Source organism: Stutzerimonas stutzeri (assembly GCF_002890895.1).
GTDB lineage: Bacteria > Pseudomonadota > Gammaproteobacteria > Pseudomonadales > Pseudomonadaceae > Stutzerimonas > Stutzerimonas stutzeri_AB.
In genome coordinates this window covers 334,608-360,326 of the sequence record NZ_POUL01000004.1, presented here as the reverse complement: position 1 = coordinate 360,326, position 25,719 = coordinate 334,608, and the positions used below count along the sequence as shown (strand labels likewise).

Genomic DNA, 25,719 nt, shown 5'->3' with positions numbered 1-25,719 from the left:
TGTTCGTGTTGCGCCGATTGTACTCGAAGCACCGGCGGACGCCGACCTACCAGGCGCTGACGGCAGACGGAAGGCCTTTTCTTTGGGCGCTGAGTGCATCGCGACAAGCAGGGCAAAGTCGGCGATCCTTGAGCACGGAGCGCTCGATATCTTTCCAGAGCGGGCGCGCTGGCAGAAAACCTCCGCACAGCGTGCGATCAACCTGCCCGCTCAACTCCAGCTGCCGTAACGCCAGGTGCAGCCGATTCTCCCGACAAGCAAACAGGTCGAACTGCTCGTCTGGAACGATGAGGCGATAGGCAAAAAGGGTCCAGGCTGGGCGCGGCATCTGAGGCTCCGATTCGAGGGGCGCGACAGTAGCCGCGCGCACGCTTCAAAGCAAGGGTTCGAGCACCGGCCAGACGTTGTCCAGCAGCCGCTGCTGGGCACCCGCAGTGGGATGAATGCGATCGGCTTGCATCATGCCCTCAACACCCCCAACCCCATCGAGTAGAAACGGGACGTATGGCAGGTTCCGCTCGGCTGCAAGCGAGTCGAACGCTTCCTCAAATGCGCGCGTGTAGCGTTGCCCCAAGTTCGGCGGCAAACGCATCCCTAGCAACACGACATTGGCATCGGCGTCACGTGATAGGTCGACCATTGCCGCCAGGTTTCTGTTCAGTTGCTTCGGCGACTGGCCGCGAAGCCCGTCATTACCCCCCAGTTCAATGATGACTACCTCCGGATCGTATTCCGCCAGCAATGCGGGCAACCGCGCCAGCCCCCCCGCACTGGTATCACCGCTGATCGAAGCATTCACCACGCGATGGTCGAGATTCTCTGTATCAAGGCGTTGCTGGAGCAGCTGTACCCAGCCCTGGCTGGTTTCCAGCCCGAAAGCGGCGCTGATACTATCCCCGACCACCAACACCGTTCCCGCCATGGCGCCCTGAGCCCAGCACAGCAAAACCAGGACCCCACCTCTCAGCCAATTTCGCATCGGATTCTCCATGAGCACCAGCATTCTTGACGCCCGGAACCTTAGCAAAGCGGTACCCAGCGCGGAAGGCGAGCTGGCGATACTAGACGATGTGTCGTTGAGTCTCGACAAGGGCGACAGCCTTGCCATCGTTGGCACTTCAGGTTCCGGCAAATCGACGCTGCTCGGTTTATTGGCTGGCCTGGATCTGCCGACATCAGGCGAGGTACAGCTGGCTGGTCATCTACTCGGGGCGCTGGACGAAGACCAGCGCGCCCGTGTGCGAGCCGAGCACGTCGGCTTCGTTTTCCAATCGTTTCAGCTGCTCGACAGCCTCAACGCCTTGGAAAACGTCATGCTTCCGCTCGAGCTGCATGGCCGTTCCGACGCACAAGCAAAAGCGACCGAGTTGCTCGACCGGGTCGGCCTTGGTGCCAGGCTGCACCATTATCCACGGCAACTGTCAGGCGGCGAACAACAGCGCGTGGCCGTCGCCCGCGCCTTTGCCGCCGAACCCGCGGTGCTGTTCGCCGACGAGCCGACCGGCAACCTCGACAGCCACACCGGCGCAACCATCACCGAACTGCTGTTCGAGCTCAACCGAGAGCGAGGCACTACATTGGTGTTGGTAACCCATGACGAACGCCTGGCCCAACGCTGCCAGCGCCTGCTTCGCCTGGAAGGCGGTCGCCAACTCGTCGACGAGTTGAGTCAATGAAGCATGTGCCCATCAGCCGTTTGGCAAAGTTAGCGCTGCGTCAGCTGTCGCGAGATGCGCGAGCTGGCGAGTTGCGTGTGTTGTTCTTCGCATTGCTGATCGCCGTTGCGGCCAGTACGGCCATTGGTTATTTCGGTGCGCGCCTGAACGACGCCATGTTGCTGCGTGCTACCGAGTTCCTGGGCGCCGACCTGGTCTTGAACGGTAGCGCACCCGCGGCACCTGAACAGATCGAGGCAGGTGAACGGTTACAGCTCCAGCACGCCCGGGTTGTTGAGTTTTCCAGTGTCGTCGCCACGGACGACAACCTGCAGCTGACCAGCGTCAAGGCCGCTGATGACAGCTATCCGTTACGCGGTGAGCTTCGCAGTGCAGCGGCGCCATATCAGCCCGAACAGCCCGGAACAGGTCCGAAGCCTGGGCAAGCCTGGGCCGAAGCACGCTTGTTCGCCGCCCTGAACCTCCAGATCGGTGACTGGATTGAGGTTGGTAACAAGCCGCTGCAGCTGACTCGCGTGCTGACCTACGAGCCCGATCGCGTCGGTGATTTCTACAGTTTGACGCCACGCGTGCTGATGCACCTGGATGATCTCGAAGGCACCGGCGTGGTACGGCCGGGCAGTCGCGTGCGCTATCGCGAACTCTGGCGAGGCTCCCCTGAGCAACTGGCAGATTACGAAGAAGCAATCAAAGCTGATCTGCAGCCGCACCAGCGCATCGAAACTGCCAAGGACGGCAACCGCCAGATTGGCGGCGCACTGGGACGCGCCGAACGCTACCTCAACCTGGCCAGCCTGGCCGCTGTGCTGCTCGCGGGAGTAGCGGTGGCGCTATCAGCCGCACGCTTCGCGGCGCGCCGTTTCGACGCCAGCGCGCTGTTGCGCTGCCTTGGCTTGTCACGCCGCGAAGCATTACTGCTCTACACCTTTCAGCTCGCCTACCTCGGTTTGGTTGCCAGCACAGCTGGCGCGCTGCTGGGCTGGGCCGCACAACATGGACTGTTTTTCCTGTTACGTGAACTCGTCGTGAGTGAAGTGCCACCCGCCACGCTTTGGCCAGCGCTGGCTGGGATTGCGACCGGCCTAGTTGCACTGGCGGGTTTCGCCCTGCCGCCGCTGGCCGCGTTGGGACGTGTGCCCCCGCTGCGGGTTCTACGCCGCGATATGCTGCCGATCCCGCCGAGCTCCTGGCTGGTGTACGGCGCCGCCGTTATCGCACTCGGCTTGATCATGTGGCGCCTCAGTCTGGACCTGAAGATTACCCTCGCGCTGCTGGGCGGCGGTCTGCTCGCCACCGTGGTTCTCGGTGGACTGCTGTTGCTGGCATTGAAGGGGCTGCGTCGGGCGCTGTCAGGCGCATCACTGACATGGCGTCTTGGCTTAGGACAGCTACTCCGTCACCCACTGGCGGCAGCTGGTCAGTCGCTGGCTTTCGGGCTGATACTGCTCGCCATGGCGTTGATCGGTTTGCTGCGCGGCGAACTGCTCGACACTTGGCAAAACCAGTTGCCGGATGACGCCCCCAACCATTTCGTACTGAATGTCCTGCCCGCCGACCGCGACGCGTTCGCCGCACGCATTGAGGCCCTCTCTGATCACGCGGCTCCCCTGTACCCGGTAGTCCCAGGTCGCCTGGTTGCCATCAACGGCGAACCGGTGCGCCAGTTGGTAAGCAAGGAAAGCCAGGGCGAGCGTGCGATTCGTAGAGACCTGAGCCTGACCTGGGCCGAGGACCTGCCCTCCGACAATCGTCTGACCGCCGGCCAATGGTGGACCGGAGCACCAGGCGAACTGCCCGGCGTGTCGGTGGAAGCCGAGCTGGCCGAAAGTCTTCAAGTCCAGCTGGGCGATCGACTCAGCTTCACCGTTGGCGGGCTCACCCGCGATGTCAGCGTGACCAGCTTGCGCGAGGTCAACTGGGACAGTTTCCAGCCCAACTTCTACATGATCTTCGAGCCGGAAACCTTGCAAGACGTGCCCGCCACCTACATGACCAGCTTTCACCTGCCGGAAGGCAAGGACCGCGAATTGGTGCAGCTGGCCAGGGACTTTCCGTCTGCGACGATATTGCAGGTCGAAGCCTTGCTCAGCCAGTTACGCAGCATCCTGGCGCAGGTCTCGCTGGCGGTCGAATATGTGCTGATGTTCGTGCTGGCGGCTGGCCTGGCGGTACTGTTCGCGGGTCTTCAAGCAACGCTGGACGAGCGGATTCGTCAAGGTGCGCTGCTTCGGGCGCTGGGGGCGGAGCGAAAATTACTGCTCAGAGCCCGGCGGACCGAATTCGGCGTATTAGGCGCCGCCAGCGGTGTGCTCGCAGCGTTGGGCTGTGAACTGGTCAGCGCCCTGCTCTACCACTTCGTCTTCGATCTTCGCTGGCAGCCCCACCCATGGCTGCTTTTGCTGCCCCTAATCGGCGCGCTACTAGTCGGCGCTGCGGGTGTGCTGGGTACGCGCCGAGCACTCAACGCCAGCCCGCTGAATGTGCTGCGTGAAAATTGACCGGAGCAGGCAGCGGGTTGGACTGCCTGTAGAATCCCCAGCCCGTGCCTGAACTGGAAACACCATGAGCCGTTATCGTCCACCTCGCCCTGCCGGTACCCCTCTGATCACCCCCGAAGGCGAGGCAAGGCTACGAGCCGAGCTGCATGAACTGTGGCATGTGAAGCGGCCTCAGGTTACCCAGTCGGTCAGCGAGGCAGCCGCGCAAGGGGACCGTTCGGAAAACGCTGAATACACCTACGGCAAGAAGATGCTGCGCGAAATCGACAGCCGCGTGCGCTTTCTGACCAAACGGCTGGAGAAACTCAAAGTGGTCGCAGAACGGCCAAGTGATCCCGGAAAGGTCTATTTCGGCGCCTGGGTGACTGTAGAGGACGAAGACGGAGAACAAGCCCGCTACCGTATCGTCGGCCCCGATGAGCTGGACCTGCGCCAAGGGCTGATCAGCATCGATTCACCGCTGGCGCGCGCTTTGGTGGGCAAAACGCTGGATGCCGAAGTCCAGGTGCAGACGCCTACCGGACCGAAGCTCTGGTACATCACCGCCATCGATTATCCATGACCAGCTAGTTGTTTTCGGACCTATTGGTCACGAAATATCTCGATCTGGCGGATAAGTTCGGTCAACGTGCGCGCTATCACTTTCCTACCCAGCCGCTTGTTCCATCTGGTAACAGGCGTTTCGCTGATGCCGCTACGCCCACTAAGTTTCTGCGTAGGCGAAACACCGCGGCAGAGCACTTCAACCAGTCGCTAGACAAACTGGCACGAATGCTGCGCCGGTTATCGCTGCAGTACGCGCTAGGCGCGGTGAATGGCGAGGGATTGCCCAATCTCCAGTCACCCTAGTTGAGTGCATTCATGAATAAGAACAAGACAGTGTTTGCTCTATGCCTCGGGACCGTAATGGCTGTTTCCAGCCAGGTCCAGGCAGGCCTGTTCGGCTCCAGCGGCTACACCCAGACGCGTTATCCGATTGTGCTGGCGCACGGCATGCTCGGTTTCGACAGCATACTTGGCATCGACTACTGGTACGGCATTCCTCAGGCGCTTCGACGTGACGGTGCCCAGGTGTACGTCACTGAAGTCAGTCAGCTCAACACCTCGGAGCTTCGTGGGGAGGAGCTCTTGCAACAAGTCGAGGAGATCGTCGCGATCAGCGGCAAACCAAAGGTGAATCTGGTCGGCCACAGTCACGGCGGACCGACTGTGCGCTACGTCGCTGCGGTCCGTCCCGACCTGGTGGCGTCGGTTACCAGCGTAGGCGCGCCGCACAAGGGGTCCGATGTTGCTGATCTGATACGTCAGATTCCGAAAGGCTCCGGTGGCGAAGCCATCCTCGCCGGCATCATCAACGGAATGGGCGCATTGATTCACTTCCTTTCGGGAAGCACCAGTACCGAACCACAAGACTCGCTCGGTACGCTTGAATCGCTCAACAGCGAAGGCGCTGCCCGTTTCAATGCGAAGTATCCGCAAGGGGTGCCGACCAGTGCGTGCGGCGAAGGCGCTTACAAGGTCAACGGTGTGCGTTACTACTCCTGGAGCGGCACCAGCCCGCTGACCAACCCACTGGATGTGAGTGACGCCATGATGGGAGCAGGCTCGCTGGCATTTGACGAGCCCAATGACGGGCTCGTTGGCCGTTGCAGCTCGCATCTGGGCATGGTCATCCGCGACAACTACCGGATGAACCATCTGGATGAAGTCAATCAGGTGTTTGGCCTGACCAGCCTGTTCGAAACCGATCCGGTGACGGTGTATCGGCAGCATGCCAATCGGCTGAAAAACGCAGGTCTCTGAGGCTCCGGTGGGGCCTACTGGCCCCACCTTCTGACTAGAAGGCATCCTGATGAAACTTATCGCCGCCCTGTTTGTACTGACGCTGCTGATCGGCATTGTGATGAACGGCAGTGCCCCGCCCGACTCAGAACCTGCCCAAACGCAGAGCCGCACCGAGAACGATCGGATCAATACCAGCGAGACCCGTCTGCCAGAGCGCGCAGCTCCAATTCCGCGGCCTCGGACAGATGCACTTGGCCGCCTGCCAGGCTCCTTTGCCGGCACCCAAGTGGACGGTCGACTTCGGGCTGACGCCGCCGGAAAGCTGATCATTGATGCTGAGATACGCCGCGTATTCGATTACTTCCTTGCCTCGATTGGCGAGGAGCCCCTGGAAACCAGCGTAAACCGCCTACGTCGCTATATCGAAGCGCAGCTGCCCACGCCAGCAGCAGGCCACGCCACCCAGCTGCTGAGCCAGTACCTGGACTACAAGCGGCAGCTGCTGATGCTGGAACAGCAGCATATGCAGCAGGCAGACATCGACGCCATGCGCAACCGGCTGCGCGCAGTTCAGCAGTTGCGTGCAGGAATATTCGATGACCTAGTCCATCAGACCTTCTTCGGTCCGGACGAAGCAGCTGACCGCTTCATGCTGGAACGCCTGGCAATTCGTCATGATCCAAGTCTTGATGCGTCAGGCAAGGGCGCCGCACTGGACCGCTTGCGCAACAACCTGCCAGCGGAACTGCAGGATCCGATGGCGGCACAGATGCAAGTACAGCTGCGCGAACAGACCCGCGCGTTAGCAGCCAGTGGTGGCAACCTCACGGACCTGCGCCAGCTACGCCAGCAATTGGTTGGCAACGCAGCCGCAGCCCGTCTGGAGCAGCTCGACGCCAAGCGTCAAGCATGGCAGGCCCGCGTCACCGCCTACCGCGAGGAAAAACTTCGGATTGAACGCAGCCGGGGCCTCGGCCAAGCGGATAAACGTGCCGCCATTTCCCGCTTGGCGACCGAACGTTTCACCGAGCATGAACGTCAGCGCCTTCAAGCGGCTGAGCAACTGGTCGCGGCTGAGCGCGGCTGAGCGTTCAGTTGCCGGCGCTTTGCGGGCCACCCTCGAGCAGATACCGCTCTCGGGTATAGGCCAGGTAATACTTGTTCACGGCATTGACGTAGCTGACCACGCCCATGCCCATGGTCGACATGGCAACGCGCTCGACCTGGAAAAACCATTGATCAGGATTGAGACCTCGACGCCGCGCTTCCGCACGCAAACTCTGGACTCGCTGCGGACCGAGGTTGTATGCGGCCAGCACAAACGCCATGCGCTCGCGCTCATTCAGCCTGGGACTGGAGAAAAAGGATTTGCGGATGCTTGCCAGATACTTCGCGCTGGCCAGCACATTGTTGTCCAGCTGGCCGATGTCCTGCACCCCCATGCTGCGAGCGGTCGCTGGCGTTACCTGCATCAGCCCGGTGGCGCCGGAGGCTCCGCGAGCAGATGGGTTCAGCGTCGACTCTTTGAAAGCCAGAGCCGCCAGGTTGAGCCAGTCAATCTCCTGCCCCTGAGCATGCCGCTGCAAGGTCGGACGCACCTTTTCCAGGCGCTGTCTGCCGACACGATCGAGCGGGTACTGAACCCGATAGAGCCTTCGGTAGACGCGAACAAAAGCCGCATCCTGGTTATCCGGTGCGTTATAGGTTTGAAGAAAACGGTCGATGCTCGCGCGCAACATCCCCGCATCCTTTTGCACAAACCAGTGCATGTCAGCGGGAGCGCCCAACGTCAGCGTCGACTCGATGCGCAATTTCGGCAGCACTTTGACCCATCGCTCCGCAATCGGCTGCTCCACCACCGTTGCCGGATAGACGCCGGCTTGTACCATCTCCAGCACGTCTTCCACCGCCAGCGTGGGATCGACCCATTCGACGGCAATCGGTGCTCGCCCAGCTTGCATCAAGGTGCTATTGAGCTTGTCGAGAGCAGAACCTGCGGCACTGCCAGCGGACAACGCCAAGCTACGACCGGATAGTTGCTCGAAACTGTGATAGCGGGGACCACCCTGCCGACTCACCAATACCATCGGCACCGGACCGATCAGCGAGCGACTGCGGCTCAGCCTGCGTATCGTTCCTTGCGGCAAGATTTCCCCGGGCGCGACCAGATCGCCCTCCCCGCGCTGCAGCGCGCCGAGCAGCTGATCCTTGGCCTTGGGAATGATCTTCAAGGCGATCGGAGGCCCTTTCGACCCGCGATTGAGATGCTGCTCGAACGCACGCAGGCGTACATACTCAACACCAATAGCTTCGCCTTTAACCTCGCCGGAGCTATTGCGACTTTGATTGACCAGCACCCGCAAAACGCCGCTGCGGCGGATGTCCGCAAGATCGCGTACGGTATCGGCCGACTGCCAGGCCTGCGGCCCCATAACCCGCGCAGACGCCGGCCAGGGCATAAGCACGAGCAGACACAGCAGCAAGGAAAATAGTCGGGTCATTTCCGGATATCGGCTCGAATCAGACAAGCTATACAGCGGCTACCCCGCCGCAGGGTGGCGAAGATTGTCACAGCCTTGGCCTGATCGCCAGCAACACCTTTTCATCTACATTAATTATCATGCTTAAGTAGCTGATTTTAATGCATATATTTTGATCTCATAAGCGAGACACTTCATGCAGCTTGTCGACATCGGAGTCAACCTTACCCACCCTACCTTCGCCCGAGACCCACGCGCGGTCGTAGATCGTGCCCACGCAGCGGGCGTTGCCCAGCTCGTCCTGACCGGCACCAGCCTCGACGAAAGCGAATCGGCGTTAGCACTCTGCCGGGAGCTGGATGAAGGCGGACATCGGCTGTTCTGCACAGCAGGCATTCACCCTCATGACGCGAGCCAATGGACTTCCAGTACCGGCGCACAGCTCAAGGCCCTACTCGGCGAACCCGAGGCACGCGCGGTTGGTGAATGCGGGTTGGATTTCAACCGGGACTTGTCTCCTCGCGCGCAACAGGAGCGAGTCCTTGAAGAACACCTGCAATTGGCAGTAGAAACCGGCCTGCCGGTGTTTCTTCATGAGCGCGACGCCGACCAACGTCTGGTACAGATTCTCAGGCCGTTCCGTGATCAGCTCAGCGCTGCAGTGGTACACTGCTTTACCGGCGAAAAACGCGCCCTCTACGCCTATCTCGATCTAGACCTGCATATCGGCATCACCGGCTGGATCTGTGACGAGCGCCGCGGCACCCACCTGCACCCATTGGTGCGCGACATTCCTGCGACCCGTTTGATGCTCGAAAGCGATGCCCCATATCTGCTACCGCGCACGCTGCGACCCAAGCCCAAGGGTGGCCAGAACGAGCCGGCGTTTCTTCCTGAAGTGCTTCGTGAAGTGGCCCGTCACCGCGGTGTCAGCGAAGAACAGCTGGCGCAAAGCACGACGCATTGTGCTCAGGAATTCTTTCGCATACAGCCAATAAATGAGGACTGAACTGACTCAAGCCCAACACGTTTCGGCCGTTAACAGAACGGGTTCGCAAAAAAGCGGCGATGCCTCCGCGCGACGAACCGTTCCGGTCATCGACATAAGAAGAGCATGCAATGGCTTTATGGATTCGCGATCTGTCACTGAAGTACAAGTTCTGGGCGCTGAACCTGGTGTCGTTCGCAACCACCCTGCTGCTGGTGCTCTTTGCCCTGCAACTTGAACAGCAGTCGCGAAGCCAGGACGCCCAGAACAACGCGCAGCAGATAGGGGCACTGATACAAAGCTGGCCGGAAGGCACAGCAATGCCCACGGGTGGTGACATTCAGGTGTTTCCGGCTGGTCAGGCCATCACTATCGAGGGGCGACCAGTAGCCGCCCGCCAGGGGTGGGTAGCCATCGAGCATGACCGTCTGTTCGACACTACGCCGGTGCTGGGCGCCCAGCTTGTGACCAGACCGGGCGGAGAAACCCTGGCTGTGCTGGCGCGCGTGCCCAGTGCCATACAACTGCTGGGTGAACATTTTCTGAACTATGCCGTTGCTGTTGCTGTGCTGATGTTGGTGCTACTGGCCGCATCACAGCTGCTGATTCATTTCCTCCTCAGCCATCTCAATACACTCAAGAATGTCATGGTGCATGTCGAGCGCAGCGGCGATCTCGCGATGCGGGTGCCGTTGGCGAGCCGTGATGAAGTGGGCGAGATGGCAGCGGCATTCAACGCCATGCAGGCCGGTTATCAGCGCATTGTCGGAACCGTAGCCCAGGCGGCCACCCGCCTCGATGAAGGAGCGGCTCGCCTTGCATCGAGCATGGGTGAGGTCCGCCAGGGCATGCTCGGCCAGCAGAGCGAAACCGATCAGGCTGCAACCGCGATCAACGAGATGACCGCCACGGTCTACCACATCGCCGAACACGCCAGAGAGACGCGCGACCAATCACAGAGCGCGGACCAGCTTGCGGGCAATGGGCAGCAGGTCGTAGGGCGAGTCGAGCGCTCGATATCCAGCCTGTCGCAGGGCGTACAGCAGACTGCCGAAACCATCGAGCAGCTTGCCGCCGACAACCAGAAAATCAACGGCGTGGTCAGTGTCATTCACAGCATCGCCGAACAAACCAATCTGCTGGCTTTGAACGCAGCCATTGAAGCGGCACGTGCGGGGGAAATGGGTCGAGGCTTCGCGGTGGTTGCGGATGAAGTGCGTAGCCTGGCCAAACGCGTTCAGGTATCCACAGACGAAATCACGCAGATGATCGCCGGGCTGCAGGGCATGACCCGCGATGCCGTCGAGTTCATGCAGGAGAGTTCGCTCAAGGCGGACGACTGCGTGCGCGAAGCACGTGAAGCAGGACTAGCACTTGAAGCCATCACCGCAGCGGTGGCACAGATGCGCGAGAGCAACACGCAGATTGCCGTCGCCGCCGAGCAACAAAGCGAAGTTGCCGAGGAGCTGAACCGCTCGGTCACCGGCATTCGCGACGTCACCGAGCAAACCGTGCAGCAAACCGTCGAGTCGGCGAACACCAGCGCTGAACTCGCCGCACTTTCTGGCGAGCTCAGCAAGGCTATCCACCAACTCAAGCTCTAACCGCGCATCAGCCTGTGAGGCTGACGTGCCTGTCCGCAGGTTTAACGACCCAGCGGGCAGCGCCCTAGTTAACCGAAGACGGTTACCGTTTGTCGACTCAGGGCAATCAGCTCACCTTTGCCGGTCCATAACGCCGCGGCGCAATGACCGTAGCCGTCCTGAGCGTGCTCAATCACCGCGCGGTATCGGCACCACTCGTGAGTGTCGATTATTGGCAGTGGCTGAACAAATTCGATAGTCCAGGTTAGCGAGCTGCCCGGCGCGAAACTGTTCAGATGAGGCAGCACTGCTGGCGGCCACGCGTCGACGAGCGCCAGCAGATGCGAGACGGTTACCGGCTCCCGGTCGACCTCGCCACGCTGACGAACCCACCCGCCCATTTCTCGTGAGGTATTACCAGAGAAAGGCAGACCGCCGATGCCCCAGCGCATGACCAGATGGCGAGTGAACTCAGGTGTGGCACCGCTGATGTAGGGCAACTCCTGACAGGCCTCCACCGGTGGCAGTTCAGGCGCCGGCTCAGCTTCCACCCTGACGGCAGAGACACGCGCCGCACCAAAACTGCCTTGCACCAGTGTGACTACCTGACCGTTCTGGACGGCACGGCCTAGCACCTGACTGACCGCCTTGCCTTCGCGCAGCACCTCGGCCTCAAAGCTAACGGGCACATCAACCGCAAGCGGCCCTACAAAGCTGATAGACAGCGACCGCACCGGGCGACCACTTGGCACCTTGGCCTGCATGGCTTCGAATACCAGCGCGGCGGCCAGCCCGCCGAAGCCGGCTCGCCCCTGCCCCCAGCTGGAAGGCACGACGACATCTTGAGGAGTTTCACGCACGGCTTGTAGCAGTTCGGACAGGGTCATTCCCAACCTCGGCTCGTTATTATTGGGTTTATCTTATCGCCGCACCCACCGGCACAGAAATCGGCGAATGATCGGTGATGTCATGCCATCGCGAGCAGCTATGGCTTCTCGCTGTCGATGTCACGCCGCCTGTTGCTCCCACTGCCACGCCAGGGTAGCTGTCGGCGCAACCTGTAGAGCGCAGCCTTCATCTCGGCCAGCTCGGTTGGCTGCCCCCCATAGCGGGCTTGTTCATACAGCCCGGAAAACCTCTGGATCTGGGCAGCAACATCCGGCAGCTGCTTTGCAGCGCGTTGTGCGAAGTCGCGCGCGCCCTCACCCGACTGCCGCGCTATGCCATGTCGCGCCAGCAGTTGTTCGAAGCGCTGGAACTGACGCAGCTGAGCATCCCGTTCCCGGCGCCAGGGCTTCAGGAGCGCAAGCGCCAGCAGGACAATCAGCAACGCACCCAGGGCGACCATCATAAAACCGAGATTGCGGGCGTCGACCTTGCCGAACAGGCCTCGCAACACTTCCAGCTGTCGTTCGCCCTGGTAATTCAGCACCCAGCGCTGCCAGCCGTAATTAAGACTGTCCCAACCAAACCGCAAGTCGTTCAGCCAGCTGATATCACGGTAGCGCCGGAGGTCCATCATGGCGCCTTCGATCAGATCCTGCTCAGCGCCAAGCGACTCCTCCAGCCCTCGTTCGATGCGTTCCGGTGCGACCTGAAATGTCGGATCCACACTGACCCAACCGCTGCCCGCCTCCCAGTATTCGACCCAGGCATGAGCATCGAGTTGACGCACCGACAGGTAGTTGCCCGACGGATTTACCTCCCCCCCCTGATAGCCGGCGACCACCCGTGCGGGAATGCCTGCTGCGCGCAGGACAAAGGTCATCGCGCCTGCGTAATGCACGCAAAATCCGTTCAAGGTCTCGAACAGGAAACCGTCGACGATATCCTCACCAACGGGCGACGGACGCAACGTATAGCGGTAGGGCCGCTGGTTGAAATGGCTAAGCAGTGCTTGCACGGTTGCCTTGGGTGTCTGGTGCTGACGCCGCAGTTCTGCGGCCCAGGCCCTGCTGCGTAAGTTACCCGATAAGGGCAGCTCTAGAGCCCGTCCGAGGGTCGTAGGTCCAGCGTCTGGTTCACGCAGCGCCTCCGGCCAGGATGTCGCCCGGTACAGCAGCGGCTTCTCAACCGGCCGTGGGCGCGCCAGATGGAAGTCGCTCATCAGTCGCACGTCGCCTGCATCTACCTTTGCCACGTCTAGTGCATACAACCAAGGCCGCCCACTGGGCTGCATGACGATGCTGTACTCAACAGGCGCGCCCCGCGGCGACCACTCCGGGGCTCGTGGAAGCTGCGATGAAAAAGACTGAGACCACCGCCGCCCATCGAAACGCTCGAAGGTGACCGCACGCCAGTACAGCTGGTCCCGCTCGGGGATCGGGCCTTCAAAACTGGCGCGAAACGCCAGTGCATTCGAGCGACTCAGTTCGGCCATGTCGCCCGGCGACATGCTGTCAGCCAGACCGGTCACGCCGCGATCCTTCGGCTGCGGCAATGACCAGAGCGGTCCCAGGCGCGGAAAAAGCACAAACAGGACCAGCATTAAGGGAATCGCCTGCAGGAGCAAAGCGCCTGCCAGTCGCAGCGTTGGCCAGGGATGTGTGCCCACCGGACTCTGCTGCAGGCCTATCATCGCCGCCAGCAGCGCGACGATTGGTGCCAGACTGTAAAGCCCGGCGAGCAGCCCGTCATTGAACAAATAGCTGGTGACCACGGCAAAGAAGCCAAGAAACACCAGGACAAGGGCATCGCGACGGCTGCGCATTTCCACCAGCTTGAGGATGAACGCCGCGATGAGCAACACCACGCTGGCGTCGAGTCCGATCAACCCCCCGCGCGAAAAATAGACGCCAAACGCAGCGCCTAGCATCATCACTGCCTTCACCCAGCCCCGCGGGTATCGAGCGCGCATGCGAAAAATCTGCACCCGCCAGATCGCGCAACCCAGCCAGAGGCCAATGATCCACAGCGGCAGATGAGCCAGATGCGGCAAGATGACCAGCACCTGTGCTACCAACAGCCAGATCAGGCCGTTGCGCGGAATGGGCTGCAGGCTGCTCATTTCGGCTCCACAGACGGCAGTCCGAACAACGCCAATGCCCGAAGGCTGCGGTTGCGGTGTTCTACGCCAGCGCCAGCTTCGATGGTGGTGTCGGCGACACGGAGGGCGAAGGGTTGCTGGCGCGCCGACAGCTCCACTACCCAGTGGCAGAGCAACGACAATCGGGACTCGACATCGCCGTCGAGTGCAGCAAAATCCAGTAATGGGTCCTCGCCGGACAGCGCAGTGAAATCCTTGACCAGCAAGCCTTGCCCTCGAGAGTAGGCTTTCCAGTTCAAACGTTTTCTCGAGTCGCCTGGTTGCCAGGGGCGCAAGCCTTGGTAATCGTCGATGCCGCTGCCTTGCGCCAGCGAACCCTCAGCGCTCTCTTCGGCGTGCCCGCCGGTTTTTGGCGGCTCGCCTGCGACTGGGCGTGGATAGACCAGTGCGGCCTGCTGCAGGTCTACCCAGCTCCATGCCACTAGAATGCCCAAGGGAAACCTGCTTTCCACACGTAACCGTCCTGGTCTCAGCCAGCCACGGTGCTCGGTGGGCAGGCTCAATTCCAGCTCGCAGGTCCCTGCTGCCGGCACGTCGACCAGCTGCAGGCCACTTTTAGGCCAACCCACCGAGACGGCCTGGTACAGGCGACCCCGACTTTCCAGACGCACCCGCAAGCGGGCCTGCTCGCCGAGGAAAACCGCTTCCGAGCCCCCCGCTTTCAATTCGAGCCCCGCCAGATTGCGCCAGGTATGCAAAATTGCCACGACAAATACCGAGCCCAGCAAAAATGTCAGGGCGTAAGCCAGACTGCTCTCGTAGTTAATCGCGGCAAGCAACATCAACAGCAGCGCGACCAGGAAACTCATCCCGACCGCCGTAGGCATGATGAAGATGCGACGCTGGTTGAGGCGCACGCTAGGGCCTGGCGGTATGCGTTTCAGCAGCCAGCGATCTCGTATCCGTGGTAGCACTCGCATATCCGCCCCCGTCAGTCCGGCAGAGGCGGCGTCACAGCGCCGGCACTTCGCGCAGCAGCCATTGCACCAATGCGCCGCCGCCATGCCCGGTGGCATCGGCGCGTTCGCGCAACCGATGGCCAACCACCGAGGGCAGCACCGCCTGGACGTCTTCCGGGATTACATAGTCTCGACCGTCGAGAAAGGCCCAGGCACGGGCTGCCGCCAGCAGCGCCAGGCTCGCACGGGGTGACAAGCCCCAGGCGAATTGCGGCTGGGTGCGCGTGGCCTCGACCAGGCGCAGAACGTAATCGACCAGAGCATCACTGACGCGAACGGCGCTCACCGCCTGCTGTATAGCAGCTAACTCGACGCGATCCAGCTGGGGTTGTAATCGGGCGAGCAAATCGCGACGCGAATCGCCGAGCAGCAATGCTTTCTCCGCCGCTTTAGCCGGGTAGCCCAGCGAAAGACGCATGAGAAAGCGATCCAGCTGTGATTCAGGGAGGGCAAATGTACCGCCGGAGCTGACCGGGTTCTGCGTGGCGACCACGAAGAAGGGCTCGGGCAAAGGTCGCGTCGCGCCCTCGATAGTGACTTGCCCTTCTTCCATGGCTTCAAGCAGCGCGCTCTGGCTCTTTGGTGTAGCCCGGTTGATTTCGTCCGCCAGTACCAGCTCAGCGAAGATCGGTCCCGGATGAAACACAAACTGAGCGCTTTCCTTGTCAAATACCGAGGTGCCGAGAATATCGCCCGGCAGCAGGTCGGAGGTGAACTGGATGCGCTGGAAATCCAGCCCCATGACCTTCGCAAGCGCATGGCTCAAGGTCGTCTTGCCCATACCGGGCAGGTCCTCGACCAGTAGGTGCCCCCTCGCCAGCAGGCAGGCCATTGCTAATCGCACCTGCGATTGCTTGCCGAGCAGCACTTCATTGACCGACCGCAGACAGACTTCCAATCGGGTGCGCATGCAACTCTCCTTTGTTTGTTCCTTCGATCCTACTGACCCGGCGAGCGCAGGCAAAGCGGTGAAAACTTGGTGTTGAGAAGTTGTGATACGTCACTTGATCCGGCGGGTGATGACGCCACACCGCTTCACAGCTTGGGTCGTTTCCTGACCCAAGCGATCAGAAACTTGGGCGCCTGTCAGGGTCGCTGCATCTCGAAACGCTCGCGCGTATAGCTGTACGCCGCGCCGCCCAGCCTGCCAACCAGATCAAGCCGGGCCGAATCGACGCGACCTCGCCCATCGAGAACACTGTCGTCGATGTGCGCTAACAACACTTCGGCGAAGATGAGCTGGCAATTAGGCGACTCGGGCGGATATGGCAGGATCTGCGCTACGCGACATTCGAAGGCAACCGGCGCACCGGCGACCCGCTGCACCTTCACGAGGCTAGCCGGTTCGCTGGCAATCGCGCAGTGCTCAAACTCGCTGATGCCGTGTGGCAAGGTAGCCGCAGAGGCGTTCATCGCTTCGGCTTGCTCGGCGCTGACGAGTTGCACAACGAGCTCCCCTGTCTCGTGCGCGTTCCGGGCGGTGTCTTTTGGTAGGCCGTCTTTCAAGCCGACGTTGATCAGCAACGTTGGAGGGTTACTGCTGATGACCTGGAAGAAGCTGAACGGGGCAAGATTGCTGACGCCCGAGGTCGAGCAAGTCGAGACCCAGGCAATGGGTCGCGGCGTAATGGTGGACGTTAGCCAACGATAGGCCTCGACCGGTGCCAGCGCGGAAAAATCAACCTGCATGTAGATCCCTGCTGAATCGCTTCCGTGATTGCGTGGAACCGATGGATAAGGAAGTGGCGGCCAGGCGACCGCCACAGCATGGCAGCAACATCAGCGTCCTGCGCGCGACTCACGCAGATAGAAACGGGCCTTCTTGGCCTTCTCCACGCAGCCCTGGTAGGCCTCGAATTGTTGCTGGGTCTTGGCGCCGGTCAGCAGTGCCATCGCCTTGGAATAGCTGACGGTGCCGGCGAAGCCTTCCGCCTCGGCCAGGCTTTGCTCTTCCCAGGCGGCGTTCAGCTGTGATGCACAGCTGTCTCGGTAGGCGGTCTTGGCGGCGCAACCGGTCAGGGTCAGTGCCAACAGCGATAGACAGATTAAGTTCTTCATCCCTAGATCCTCGTTTTGAGACCTGCTCAGTGTTCATGACCCGCAGCGCGCTCGCGCAAGAACTCGACGACCGCGTTTTGCTCACCAGCGAACTCGATTCTGGCGGCCTTGTTTTCACGCTGGTAGGCATACATCGGATCGTAGTACTGCCTCAACAACGCCTCGATCCATCCGCGGTGCAGATCAACCGAACCCGTACTTGCCTGTTCGGCAAGTGCCTGATCCATGATCGCTGCCAGCCGTGTGTAGCATTCGCCGCCGAGCCGCTTGCTGATATTGACCAGGCTTTGCTGCAAACGCTCGGTAAATGCGGTGAAACCTTCGTCGCCGAACTCGGTGATGAACTCTGCACAGAGATCGATCACATAGTCCTTGAGGATGCGATCGACCCGGCCCTCAAAACTGTCTTCGAGCCAGACCAGCGGATAGTGCTGCATTCCCTGGAACAAGGGCAGCGGGATAGAACAGCGTCCGACCAGCCGCGCTTCATCTTCCAGCACGAACTGCCTGGCACCGGCTTTCTGCATCTTCAACAAGCGAATCGCCAGAGCGTTCTCGAAGTCGATCTGCACCGGCTGCGGGGTGGCGCGCTTGCCAAAGCTAGAGCCGCGATGATTGGCAATGCCTTCCAGATCAACTCCGTCTTCCAGACGCGCCAGCACCTCGGTTTTACCCGTCCCGGTCATACCGCCGACCAGCACGAAATTGTCATGCGCGGCCGCATGTTCGATGGTGTCCAGCAGAAAATGGCGCATCGCCTTGTAACCACCGGTTACGCGCGGATAGTCGATCCCCGCCTCAGTCTTGAGCCACTGCTGGACCAGCTGCGAGCGCAATCCACCGCGGAAACAGTAGATATAGCCCTGAGGGTTGTTGCGGGCGAAGTCGGCCCAAGCCTGAATACGCTCAGCCTTGACTTGACCACTCACCAGCCGATGGCCCAGTTCGATCGCCGCTTCTTGACCATGCTGTTTGTAACAGGTGCCAACCTTCTGGCGCTCGAGATCGTTCATCAGCGGCAGGTTGACCACGCCAGGGAACGCGCCCTTGGCGAATTCCACAGGCGCTCGTGCGTCCATCATCGGCACATCGTTAAGAAACAGCTCGGCAAAATTATCGGTATCGCCACGCATCAACGTACCTCGACGGCAAAGGCGCCGGCTTCGATCAACTCACCGATCGGCTGGAGCATCAGGCCGAGTTCAGCGGCAACTGCGAGGAATTCTGCCTCCCCTTCAGGGGCAACGGCGACCAACAATCCGCCGCTGGTCTGCGGATCGCACAACAACTGCTTCTGCACTTCGTCAATGGGAGCAATACGGTCACCATAACTCTCGAAGTTGCGCCCCGCACCGCCAGGCACACAGCCCTGTTCGAGGTAATACTCGACACCTTCCAGACGCGGCACGTGGGCGTAGTCGATGCACGCAGTCACAGCGCTGCCATCAGCCATTTCGACCAGATGTCCGAGCAGCCCGAAACCGGTGACGTCCGTCATCGCACGCACGCAGTCGAGCTTGCCGAAGCGGCTACCAGGTGTATTGAGTGTGCACATCCAGTCACGCGCCCTGCCGACATCCTCGGGTCGCAATTTGGCCTTCTTCTCCGCGGTCGTGAGAATGCCTATACCTAGGGGCTTGGTCAGATAGAGCTTGCAGCCAACCGAGGCTGTGTCGTTACGTTTCATCTGGTTCTTTTTGACCAGACCGGTCACAGCCAGGCCGAATATCGGTTCGGGCGCGTCGATCGAATGCCCGCCGGCTAGCGGAATGCCTGCGGCCTCACACACGGCTCGGCCACCCGCGATGACCTCGCGCGCCACCTCAGGCGGCAGCACGTTGACGGGCCAGCCAAGAATGGCGATCGCCATGAGAGGATCACCGCCCATCGCGTAGATATCACTGATGGCGTTGGTCGCGGCGATACGGCCGAAGTCGAAGGGATCGTCGACGATTGGCATGAAGAAATCGGTAGTCGATACCACGCCGCGTTCTTCGTCGATGCCGTAGACCGCGGCATCATCACGCGAGGCATTTCCGACCCACAGGCGGGGGTCAAGGTTCTGTGCCCCGCTGCCGGCGAGGATCACGTCCAGCACCTTGGGCGAAATCTTGCAGCCGCAGCCGGCACCGTGGCTGTATTGGGTGAGGCGGATGGGTTCGCTCATCTGGGAAAGACTCTCGTGAAGCTGGCAAAACGGGCGTCGATTGTAGCAAGGCTGGTGACCACATCGCTGCGGCGTGAGCCGAAGGGATTGCTCGGAAACGACCAGCTCCTCGCTTTAGCTTGAAGCTTGCAGCCTGAAGCTGGAAGCTATCGCCCAACGCCAAGAGGGAGAACTACATGGGCAACAAGGTCGCACTGGTGTTGGGGTCGGGGGGGGCTCGCGGTTACGCGCACATCGGCGTAATCGAAGAACTCGAGACCCGGGGCTACGAGATCACCTGTGTTGCAGGTTGTTCGATGGGCGCAGTCGTAGGCGGGATCTACGCAGCCGGGAAACTTGGGGAATACCGCGAATGGATTGAAAGCCTCGACTACTTCGACATGCTGCGATTGGTCGATCCGAGTTTCAGCCTCGGGGCGATACGCGGCGAGAAGATTTTCGGACGCATCAGGGAGATGCTCGGCTCGGTCAACATTGAGGATTTGCCAATCCCATTCACGGCCGTCGCCGCCGACCTGACGAATCAGCAGGAGATCTGGTTTCAGGAGGGCAATCTGGAACTGGCGATGCGCGCCTCGGCAGCTATCCCAAGCCTGTTCACGCCGGTCATGCAAGGCAACCGGATGCTGGTCGACGGCGGCATACTCAATCCCCTGCCCATCGTGCCGGTGGTCTCTAGCCACAGCGACATCATCATCGCCGTCAATCTCAACGCCAACAACCATCGGCAATACCCGCTGCCGGAAATAATCCGCCCAGGACGCTTCGATGCCATGGTCAGCTCGATCAGCTCACACCTGCCGTTCTGGCGCAGCAAAGGGCTCGAAGAGCATATTGCCGAACTCGCTGCCGTTGGTGGACCTGGCGAGGCCCAGCCGCCGGCCGCCCCATCAGGGCAAAGTGCGCCGAAGTCGGCCGAGGGATCGATGGTGATTGATGTGGGCGGTCCGGCATCATTGCTGGAGCTCATCAACCAGAGCTTCGAAGTGATGCAATCCTCATTGACCCAATACAAGATCGCTGGCTATCCGCCCAACGTCCTGGTGAACATCCCCAAGCGCGCATGCCGTTTCTACGAATTCTACAAAGCCCCTGAGCTGATCAAGCTGGGACAGATCGTTGCCAGCGATGCGCTGGACAAATACGAGAGCGAGCAGCTCTAGCGGCTCGAACCTGCGTAACCGACCGGCAACAGAGCTGCCAGCAGCAGTCAGCTAGTCGCGTACCGCTGCATCTTCCAGTTGATCGCTCGGACGCTTTGCTGGCGAGACGATGCCTGGCACTTCCTTGACCAGCCAGTCTTCCAGCAGGCTGTAAGCAACTGCCAAGAGCGTCGGACCGAGGAACAGCCCCATGAAGCCGAACGCCAACACGCCACCAAATACGCCAAGCAGCACCACCACCAAGGGCAGGTTACCGCCGCGGCTGATCAGGTAGGGTTTCAGCACGTTGTCCACGCCACTGATGATGAACATGCCCCATATCCCCAGAAATACGGCCATGCCGTACTGACCCTGCCAGGCAAGCCAGAGCGTGGCGGGGCCCCAGATCAGCGGCGGCACCATCAGGAAACTGAAAGCGAAGGTCAGCAGACCGAGGATCAGCGCACCGGGTATGCCGGCAATGCTGAATCCGACGTACGCCAGAATCGCCTGGGCAGCCGCGGTGCCGATCACACCGTTAACGACACGCTGAACCGTACCGGCTACCAACTCCAGGTAGTGATCAGCGCGGTCACCAATCAGTCGATGCAGCAGACTATGTACGAACGCAGCCAGTTTCGGCCCATCTCGATAAAAGAAGAACACCAGTACCAGGCTGAGCGCCAGTTCCAGCATCCCACCGCCAACGCGTGCGCTGCGCACCAACAACCAGTTGCCCACCTGACCTATATAAGGCCGGATCGTCGCGAAGAAGGCCGTACCTTGCTCATCCAGCGTGTTCCAGAGACTCAGCAGGTTGTCGCCAATCAGCGGCAATTCAGCGAGCCACGCCGGCGGTGGCGGCAGCCCCTGCACCTGCAGATTGTGCACCAGCACGTTGACCTCGCGGATCTGGTCGGCAATGTTGAACCCCAACCAGACCAGCGGCACGGCTACCAGGACCATCCATCCGCCCGTTAAAAGGGTGGCGGCAAGCGTGGAATTGCCGCTCATCCATCGGGTGAGTACGCGCATGATCGGCCAGCTGGCGAATGCCAGCACCGCCGCCCAGAAGAGCGCTGAGGCAAACGGGGCCAACACCCACACGCAGGCGCCGAGCAACACCAGGAGCAGAATCTGCACCAGCAGACGATCGTTGTTGAGCATGGTGTTACCTATGGAAGAAGGTGGCGCACTTTAGAGCAAAGTGCGCCTGGAAGAGCAGTGGCTTTTGCAGACTGAAACGGAGCCTCAACGCAACAACGTGATCCGCAGCCCATCCTCGTCGGTGGCTTCTGCTTCGATGCGCCGCGCCTTGATCCTCTCTTGCGTCAGCGCTTCGTACCAAGCCGCTGCGCCCTTGCCTCTCAATGCGACCCGTATCGTACTATCGAGCCGCAGCAAGTTCGCCAGCAGCGCCCCCCACTCTGCCGTGGGCTCTTGTGGTAATCGCGGCAGCCAGAGTTCGCCGGTGCTTTTCAGCTGACGCAACAGGGTGCCCGGATTCGGCAGGATAATACCGAGCGGCTCATCCGGCTGGAACTGCTCCACTTGCAGATAGGGACGGCCGTTGCCACGGGTAACGCCATAGAGCGCCATGAGCCGATCCGAATCGCCAGGCAGGCGCGCCAGCAGGTAAGCCTGCCTTGCCTCCGGGCCGTAAAGTGTCGAGCGGTGAAACACTTCATTGGCCCACAGGCTGCTCGACCCGCATTCGCGCCCCTCACACCAGAAAAGCAGCTCAGCGCCCTCCTGCAACAGGCGACTCCGCGACCGCTCGAAGGCCTCTATGCCCGTATGGACGTCGGGCAACCTATAAGTCACCGCCGTCAGATAGCCGCTGGCGGTGATCTGATCGCTCATTCGTAGCCGCCCACTGATACGCCGAATCGAATCAAGAGGATAGGTTCGGTCCAGCACGTCGCGCTCTTTGAAGGCCACAATTTCAGACTGTGGGTATCGTGGCAGCATGTCGAAATCTCGGCTGCCCGGAAGGTCTGCCGCTTCAGTGATGCCGACAGCCAAGAACAGCCCTGTTACCGATATAACTCGCATACGGCACCTCAATGGAGCACCGCCGTCGACGCGGTCCGACCGTTGGAGATGGCAATGGTATGGAAGTCAATCATCGAGGTGGTCCCTGCTGAGGCGATGGCCCAGCGTCACCAGTTGCTAAAAGCAAGTCAAGCAGGGCTTTGCGACAGATTCTTGCGTAACGCCGTCCTGCCTCGGCTCAGCCTGCGAAGAACGGATTGAAAACGGCCGCCACCGCCTCAGCACCGAGCTGATCATCCAGGTGCAAATGATGGCCGCCGGGCAGGCGATGCAGCTCGAACGGCAAGTTCTGGGTTAATTCGACCATGGCTGGCTGGTTGAGCAAACCTTGCTCCGCCAGGATCAGGCTCGCCGGGCAAGCTACGCAATGTACGAATGCTAGAGCATGAGCGCGGGTCAGTCGCATCGATGACGGCAGCATAAGGCGCGCATCGGTTCGCCAGGTATAGCCTCCAGGAACCGGCATCAGTCCTCGCTGCGCAAGCCGCTCGGCCGCCTCGTGACTAACCGCCCCCACGCCTTTCATGCGTGCCGCAACAGCCTGCTCGAAGGTGGCGTAAACCGGCTTTCGCTTGTCGTCCACGGCGAGCAGCTTTTGCAGCGATTCGCCAAGCTTCTGTGGCGCAGTTTCGGCTTCGCCAGTAAAGGGAATCACCCCATCGATCAATGCCAGCCGCTCGACCCGCTCAGGCATGGCTCCGGCCAGCAACACCGACACGATGGCGCCCATCGAGTGTCCCAATAAGGAGAACCGCTTCCAGCCGAACTGCTCGGCCGTCTGCAGTACATCGTGCGCGTAGTCCCAGATGTTATAGGCGGCACCGAGCGGTCGATGATCGGAATGGCCGTGTCCTGGAAGGTCTAGCGCAACGATGCGGAGACCCTCGAGCAACGGCGCCAAACGAGAGAAGGTAGCCGCATTGTCCAACCAACCGTGTAGGGCAATGACAGGCTGGCCGTCCTCCGGACCGTACAGGTGCGCAGCGACCTCGATATGGGGCAGGCTTAGCCGGATCTCTTCGAACGTAACACTCATGCAGCACCCCTTCTGTTCGATTCGCTCCAGCGAGTGAACAACTGCCTGAGCAGGACCGCGGTGTCATCCGGTCGCTCAAGCGGAAACATATGCCCACCAGGTAAGGTGTGTGCCTCCCCGTGGGCAACCAGTCGCAACAAATAGAGATGATGAGGCAGCACCACCCGGCTCTGACGCCCGCGCACCACGGCCAGCGGCATTTTCAGTGCATGGGGCCAGCCGGGCGTCACATGCGGCACGCTGCGATAGATCCGAATCTCCGTTTCCGGATCGAAGCGCAAGCGGACGCCTTGCTCGGTGGGCTCCAAACCATGCTCGACATACGCATCCAGGCAGGCAGGATCAAAGGCGCGAAACAGTGCTTTGCTCGCGAAGTAACGTCGCGCTTCGTCGACGCAGCTGAACTGCTCGCGACGGCCCAGGGTACGGCCGGCGGGCGTAAGGCGATCAATGAAACCAAAACGTTTGCCCGCCCAGATCAGCGTCTGGTCGAGCCAGGTCGGCATGGGTGAATCGAGCATGACCACCCCACGATAAAGCTCCGGGCGTTGCAGAGCAGCGTGGTAATGCAGCATTCCGCCAAGCGAATGCCCGACACCCCAGACCGGCTCCTGCAACTCGACCAGCTGCTCAATAAGCTCTTGCACCAGGTTCTGCCAATTGTCATTCACCGGAAAGCGCGGGTCATGACCGTGCTGATCGAGGTGGGTAACGGCGTACTCGGGCGTCAGGTTTTCGAACAGCTTGTGATAGGTAGCCGATGGAAAACCGTTGGCGTGAGCGAAAAAAATGCGTTGCGTCATGGGTTCTAAGCAGCTGAATGGAAACGACGGCCATTGTCTGGCGCCCCTTCCCTTAACGGCAATCGGCCGAAGCGGCAGAAGCAAAGGCAGTCCTGCCAAACAAGGGCGTCTACAATGTCCCTACAGGTTGTGGGCTGTTTTCGCCAAGAGGTACGACTGCAACGGTCAAACGCGAGATGCAGCTCAGCTTGCCGTCATCTCCGTGCAGCCGGATATCCCAGACGTGACTGGAGCGTCCAAGATGAACCGGACGGCAGACTGCAGTGACACGGCCGCTGCGCACCGCGCGGATATGGTTGGCGTTCACTTCCAGGCCGACACAATAGAATCGGTTGGGGTCGATGCACTGATAGCTAGCCATTGAGCCAACGGTCTCAGCGAGCACAACCGAAGCGCCGCCGTGCAGCAGACCATAAGGCTGGTGGGTGCGGGAGTCGACAACCATGCTCGCCGTGAGACAGTCCTCTTCGACTGCTTCGAAACGAATATCGAGCAGTTCGACAATGGTGTTCTGCCGGTTGGCGTTGAGTTGTTCAAGGCTCGGTGGACGTTGCCAGATGCTCACGTGTGTCGCTCTCCTGTTTTTATCATTGTTTATGGATCATCACCTGCAGCAGTAGGCCCAGCATAGATAGGAAGCCGTTGACTTCAGACCGGGTGCCGCAGCCCAACCAGGTGCATCAACCCCGCCGCCACATGTTCCCCTTCCAATTCCGCCAGGCTGGCGGTTGCCATTGGTATGGGCGCTTCACGGTGACCACTGACCAGCCAGCCGCCGAACACACCGACAAAGGGCTGATGAGTGACCAGCAGCACATGCTGTTCGCTGCGACGATCAAGATAGAGCAGCGCATCGGCCGGGTCAGATTCCGGCGTCAGCCAGGGTACGGTTTCAACTGGACCGCCGAAACCGAGTGTCTGCCGAACAAGTTCAGCGGTCTGTTGGGCTCGCTGGTAGGGGCTTGCCAGAATGGCCTGCACCGGTCGCCCTTGCAGATGCGCGGCAGCGCCCTCCACTTCAACTCGACCGGCTGCAGTGAGGTTACGCTCGGCATCAGTGCGGTTCCGGGGCTCAGCTTCGCCGTGGCGTAGCAGCCACAACCTCACGGTTGAGGCTCCTGCTCCGAAGGGGCCGGTTGCACGGGAGGAGCTGCATCCCGGTCGGCTGGACGCGGCTTGGGCCAGTCGGACATTGGCCAGGGTTTACGGTCCGTGTTGAAGGTGCCAAAACGACCAATTTGCGCCACATACTGGCTGAGGCTGTCACCGAGCTCCAGCAAGCTGTCATTCGCTTTGCCGTTAACCGCCTGCAGCACCAGCTGCGCCACGACAATGACCAGCAATACCAATTCAGCCAGTTGCCAGACAAAAAAGAAAACCAGCATCCAGAGTGCCCGCAGAATCAGCGACTCGCGCTCTGCGCTGCGTTGTGATGTGTTCATT

The 25,719-nt window shown here is 60.8% G+C and carries 26 protein-coding genes; 8 read left to right on the top strand and 18 right to left on the bottom strand.

Features of this window, described 5'->3' with window-relative positions:
- Positions 1-46: 46 nt before the first annotated feature.
- Positions 47-328 (bottom strand): hypothetical protein, encoded by a 282-nt coding sequence (locus tag CXK96_RS20940; RefSeq protein WP_102836302.1) that lies wholly within the window; start codon positions 326-328, stop codon positions 47-49.
- A gap of 45 nt (positions 329-373) precedes the next feature.
- Positions 374-979, bottom strand: coding sequence for an arylesterase (locus CXK96_RS10005; RefSeq protein ID WP_102836301.1), 606 nt, complete (start codon positions 977-979; stop codon positions 374-376).
- Between the two features lie 10 nt (positions 980-989).
- Here CXK96_RS10005 and CXK96_RS10000 point away from each other — a divergent pair, with 10 nt between their 5' ends.
- The 5 genes from CXK96_RS10000 (at position 990) to CXK96_RS09980 (ending at position 7,046) form a co-directional block, all read left to right on the top strand.
- Entirely contained in the window at positions 990-1,676 is a 687-nt protein-coding gene (locus tag CXK96_RS10000) for an ABC transporter ATP-binding protein (RefSeq protein ID WP_102836300.1), read from the top strand.
- A complete protein-coding gene (locus CXK96_RS09995) occupies positions 1,673-4,174 on the top strand; it encodes an ABC transporter permease (protein ID WP_102836299.1) in 2,502 nt (833 codons plus the stop codon). The genes CXK96_RS10000 and CXK96_RS09995 overlap by 4 nt, the downstream gene beginning before the upstream one ends.
- A gap of 64 nt (positions 4,175-4,238) precedes the next feature.
- On the top strand, positions 4,239-4,736 hold the full coding sequence (greB, locus tag CXK96_RS09990) for a transcription elongation factor GreB (RefSeq protein WP_102836298.1): 498 nt from the start codon (positions 4,239-4,241) through the stop codon (positions 4,734-4,736).
- A gap of 344 nt (positions 4,737-5,080) precedes the next feature.
- Positions 5,081-5,977: a triacylglycerol lipase gene (locus CXK96_RS09985; protein ID WP_423835186.1), complete on the top strand. Its 897-nt coding sequence runs from the start codon at positions 5,081-5,083 to the stop codon at positions 5,975-5,977.
- A gap of 49 nt (positions 5,978-6,026) precedes the next feature.
- The gene (locus tag CXK96_RS09980; RefSeq protein WP_102836296.1) at positions 6,027-7,046 is read left to right on the top strand and encodes a lipase secretion chaperone; all 1,020 of its coding nucleotides are present in this window, start codon (positions 6,027-6,029) and stop codon (positions 7,044-7,046) included.
- A gap of 4 nt (positions 7,047-7,050) precedes the next feature.
- On the opposite strand, the gene CXK96_RS09975 is transcribed toward CXK96_RS09980, so the two are convergent.
- Positions 7,051-8,460: a transglycosylase SLT domain-containing protein gene (locus CXK96_RS09975; protein WP_102836295.1), complete on the bottom strand. Its 1,410-nt coding sequence runs from the start codon at positions 8,458-8,460 to the stop codon at positions 7,051-7,053.
- A gap of 175 nt (positions 8,461-8,635) precedes the next feature.
- On the opposite strand from CXK96_RS09975, the gene CXK96_RS09970 reads away from it, so the two are divergent.
- On the top strand, positions 8,636-9,448 hold the full coding sequence (locus CXK96_RS09970) for a TatD family hydrolase (RefSeq protein ID WP_102836294.1): 813 nt from the start codon (positions 8,636-8,638) through the stop codon (positions 9,446-9,448).
- A gap of 110 nt (positions 9,449-9,558) precedes the next feature.
- On the top strand, positions 9,559-11,031 hold the full coding sequence (locus tag CXK96_RS09965) for a methyl-accepting chemotaxis protein (RefSeq protein WP_102836293.1): 1,473 nt from the start codon (positions 9,559-9,561) through the stop codon (positions 11,029-11,031).
- Between the two features lie 68 nt (positions 11,032-11,099).
- On the opposite strand, the gene CXK96_RS09960 is transcribed toward CXK96_RS09965, so the two are convergent.
- The 8 genes from CXK96_RS09960 to selD form a co-directional block, all read right to left on the bottom strand.
- Entirely contained in the window at positions 11,100-11,897 is a 798-nt protein-coding gene (locus CXK96_RS09960) for an acyl-CoA thioesterase (RefSeq protein WP_102836292.1), read from the bottom strand.
- Positions 11,898-11,995: 98 nt separating this feature from the next.
- Positions 11,996-14,017 carry a transglutaminase TgpA family protein gene (locus CXK96_RS09955; RefSeq protein ID WP_102836291.1) on the bottom strand — a complete coding sequence of 674 codons (2,022 nt, stop codon included), beginning with the start codon at positions 14,015-14,017 and terminating at the stop codon, positions 11,996-11,998.
- Positions 14,014-14,976: a DUF58 domain-containing protein gene (locus CXK96_RS09950; RefSeq protein ID WP_102836290.1), complete on the bottom strand. Its 963-nt coding sequence runs from the start codon at positions 14,974-14,976 to the stop codon at positions 14,014-14,016. The genes CXK96_RS09955 and CXK96_RS09950 overlap by 4 nt, the downstream gene beginning before the upstream one ends.
- A gap of 31 nt (positions 14,977-15,007) precedes the next feature.
- The gene (locus CXK96_RS09945; protein ID WP_102836289.1) at positions 15,008-15,925 is read right to left on the bottom strand and encodes an AAA family ATPase; all 918 of its coding nucleotides are present in this window, start codon (positions 15,923-15,925) and stop codon (positions 15,008-15,010) included.
- Positions 15,926-16,101: 176 nt separating this feature from the next.
- Complete coding sequence (locus CXK96_RS09940; RefSeq protein WP_102836288.1) at positions 16,102-16,704, bottom strand: flavin reductase family protein; 603 nt, start codon at positions 16,702-16,704, stop codon at positions 16,102-16,104.
- Between the two features lie 90 nt (positions 16,705-16,794).
- Positions 16,795-17,073 (bottom strand): hypothetical protein, encoded by a 279-nt coding sequence (locus CXK96_RS09935; RefSeq protein ID WP_073299532.1) that lies wholly within the window; start codon positions 17,071-17,073, stop codon positions 16,795-16,797.
- A gap of 26 nt (positions 17,074-17,099) precedes the next feature.
- Positions 17,100-18,206, bottom strand: a complete 1,107-nt coding sequence (mnmH, locus tag CXK96_RS09930) for a tRNA 2-selenouridine(34) synthase MnmH (protein WP_102836287.1) — start codon at positions 18,204-18,206, stop codon at positions 17,100-17,102.
- Complete coding sequence (gene selD / locus CXK96_RS09925; RefSeq protein ID WP_102836286.1) at positions 18,206-19,240, bottom strand: selenide, water dikinase SelD; 1,035 nt, start codon at positions 19,238-19,240, stop codon at positions 18,206-18,208. Before selD ends, mnmH begins: the two co-directional genes overlap by 1 nt.
- A 176-nt stretch (positions 19,241-19,416) precedes the next feature.
- Between selD and CXK96_RS09920 the strand changes: the two genes are divergently transcribed.
- A complete protein-coding gene (locus tag CXK96_RS09920; RefSeq protein WP_102836285.1) occupies positions 19,417-20,403 on the top strand; it encodes a patatin-like phospholipase family protein in 987 nt (328 codons plus the stop codon).
- A 51-nt stretch (positions 20,404-20,454) separates the two neighbouring features.
- Here the strand turns inward: CXK96_RS09920 and CXK96_RS09915 are convergent, their stop codons facing one another.
- The 7 genes from CXK96_RS09915 to CXK96_RS09885 all read right to left on the bottom strand — a co-directional run bounded on the left by CXK96_RS09915 (position 20,455) and on the right by CXK96_RS09885 (position 25,718).
- Positions 20,455-21,549, bottom strand: coding sequence for an AI-2E family transporter (locus tag CXK96_RS09915; protein ID WP_102836284.1), 1,095 nt, complete (start codon positions 21,547-21,549; stop codon positions 20,455-20,457).
- An 84-nt stretch (positions 21,550-21,633) separates the two neighbouring features.
- Positions 21,634-22,437, bottom strand: coding sequence for a DUF4892 domain-containing protein (locus CXK96_RS09910; RefSeq protein ID WP_102836283.1), 804 nt, complete (start codon positions 22,435-22,437; stop codon positions 21,634-21,636).
- 178 nt (positions 22,438-22,615) lie between these two features.
- Positions 22,616-23,473, bottom strand: coding sequence for an alpha/beta fold hydrolase (locus tag CXK96_RS09905; RefSeq protein ID WP_102836282.1), 858 nt, complete (start codon positions 23,471-23,473; stop codon positions 22,616-22,618).
- Positions 23,470-24,276 (bottom strand): alpha/beta fold hydrolase, encoded by an 807-nt coding sequence (locus tag CXK96_RS09900; protein ID WP_102836281.1) that lies wholly within the window; start codon positions 24,274-24,276, stop codon positions 23,470-23,472. Before CXK96_RS09900 ends, CXK96_RS09905 begins: the two co-directional genes overlap by 4 nt.
- A gap of 109 nt (positions 24,277-24,385) precedes the next feature.
- Positions 24,386-24,841: a hotdog fold thioesterase gene (locus tag CXK96_RS09895; RefSeq protein WP_102836280.1), complete on the bottom strand. Its 456-nt coding sequence runs from the start codon at positions 24,839-24,841 to the stop codon at positions 24,386-24,388.
- 83 nt (positions 24,842-24,924) lie between these two features.
- The gene (sixA, locus tag CXK96_RS09890) at positions 24,925-25,383 is read right to left on the bottom strand and encodes a phosphohistidine phosphatase SixA (RefSeq protein ID WP_102836279.1); all 459 of its coding nucleotides are present in this window, start codon (positions 25,381-25,383) and stop codon (positions 24,925-24,927) included.
- Positions 25,380-25,718 carry a DUF4389 domain-containing protein gene (locus CXK96_RS09885; RefSeq protein ID WP_102836278.1) on the bottom strand — a complete coding sequence of 113 codons (339 nt, stop codon included), beginning with the start codon at positions 25,716-25,718 and terminating at the stop codon, positions 25,380-25,382. The genes sixA and CXK96_RS09885 overlap by 4 nt, the downstream gene beginning before the upstream one ends.
- Position 25,719 lies beyond the last annotated feature (1 nt).

Coding starts and splice junctions, on each gene's coding strand:
- CXK96_RS20940 (WP_102836302.1), bottom strand. CDS start 328: ATGCCGCGCCCAGCCTGGACCCTTTTTGCCTATCGCCTCATCGTTCCA.
- CXK96_RS10005 (WP_102836301.1), bottom strand. CDS start 979: ATGCGAAATTGGCTGAGAGGTGGGGTCCTGGTTTTGCTGTGCTGGGCT.
- CXK96_RS10000 (WP_102836300.1), top strand. CDS start 990: ATGAGCACCAGCATTCTTGACGCCCGGAACCTTAGCAAAGCGGTACCC.
- CXK96_RS09995 (WP_102836299.1), top strand. CDS start 1,673: ATGAAGCATGTGCCCATCAGCCGTTTGGCAAAGTTAGCGCTGCGTCAG.
- greB (WP_102836298.1), top strand. CDS start 4,239: ATGAGCCGTTATCGTCCACCTCGCCCTGCCGGTACCCCTCTGATCACC.
- CXK96_RS09985 (WP_423835186.1), top strand. CDS start 5,081: ATGGCTGTTTCCAGCCAGGTCCAGGCAGGCCTGTTCGGCTCCAGCGGC.
- CXK96_RS09980 (WP_102836296.1), top strand. CDS start 6,027: ATGAAACTTATCGCCGCCCTGTTTGTACTGACGCTGCTGATCGGCATT.
- CXK96_RS09975 (WP_102836295.1), bottom strand. CDS start 8,460: ATGACCCGACTATTTTCCTTGCTGCTGTGTCTGCTCGTGCTTATGCCC.
- CXK96_RS09970 (WP_102836294.1), top strand. CDS start 8,636: ATGCAGCTTGTCGACATCGGAGTCAACCTTACCCACCCTACCTTCGCC.
- CXK96_RS09965 (WP_102836293.1), top strand. CDS start 9,559: ATGGCTTTATGGATTCGCGATCTGTCACTGAAGTACAAGTTCTGGGCG.
- CXK96_RS09960 (WP_102836292.1), bottom strand. CDS start 11,897: ATGACCCTGTCCGAACTGCTACAAGCCGTGCGTGAAACTCCTCAAGAT.
- CXK96_RS09955 (WP_102836291.1), bottom strand. CDS start 14,017: ATGAGCAGCCTGCAGCCCATTCCGCGCAACGGCCTGATCTGGCTGTTG.
- CXK96_RS09950 (WP_102836290.1), bottom strand. CDS start 14,976: ATGCGAGTGCTACCACGGATACGAGATCGCTGGCTGCTGAAACGCATA.
- CXK96_RS09945 (WP_102836289.1), bottom strand. CDS start 15,925: ATGCGCACCCGATTGGAAGTCTGTCTGCGGTCGGTCAATGAAGTGCTG.
- CXK96_RS09940 (WP_102836288.1), bottom strand. CDS start 16,704: ATGCAGGTTGATTTTTCCGCGCTGGCACCGGTCGAGGCCTATCGTTGG.
- CXK96_RS09935 (WP_073299532.1), bottom strand. CDS start 17,073: ATGAAGAACTTAATCTGTCTATCGCTGTTGGCACTGACCCTGACCGGT.
- mnmH (WP_102836287.1), bottom strand. CDS start 18,206: ATGCGTGGCGATACCGATAATTTTGCCGAGCTGTTTCTTAACGATGTG.
- selD (WP_102836286.1), bottom strand. CDS start 19,240: ATGAGCGAACCCATCCGCCTCACCCAATACAGCCACGGTGCCGGCTGC.
- CXK96_RS09920 (WP_102836285.1), top strand. CDS start 19,417: ATGGGCAACAAGGTCGCACTGGTGTTGGGGTCGGGGGGGGCTCGCGGT.
- CXK96_RS09915 (WP_102836284.1), bottom strand. CDS start 21,549: ATGCTCAACAACGATCGTCTGCTGGTGCAGATTCTGCTCCTGGTGTTG.
- CXK96_RS09910 (WP_102836283.1), bottom strand. CDS start 22,437: ATGCGAGTTATATCGGTAACAGGGCTGTTCTTGGCTGTCGGCATCACT.
- CXK96_RS09905 (WP_102836282.1), bottom strand. CDS start 23,473: ATGAGTGTTACGTTCGAAGAGATCCGGCTAAGCCTGCCCCATATCGAG.
- CXK96_RS09900 (WP_102836281.1), bottom strand. CDS start 24,276: ATGACGCAACGCATTTTTTTCGCTCACGCCAACGGTTTTCCATCGGCT.
- CXK96_RS09885 (WP_102836278.1), bottom strand. CDS start 25,718: ATGAACACATCACAACGCAGCGCAGAGCGCGAGTCGCTGATTCTGCGG.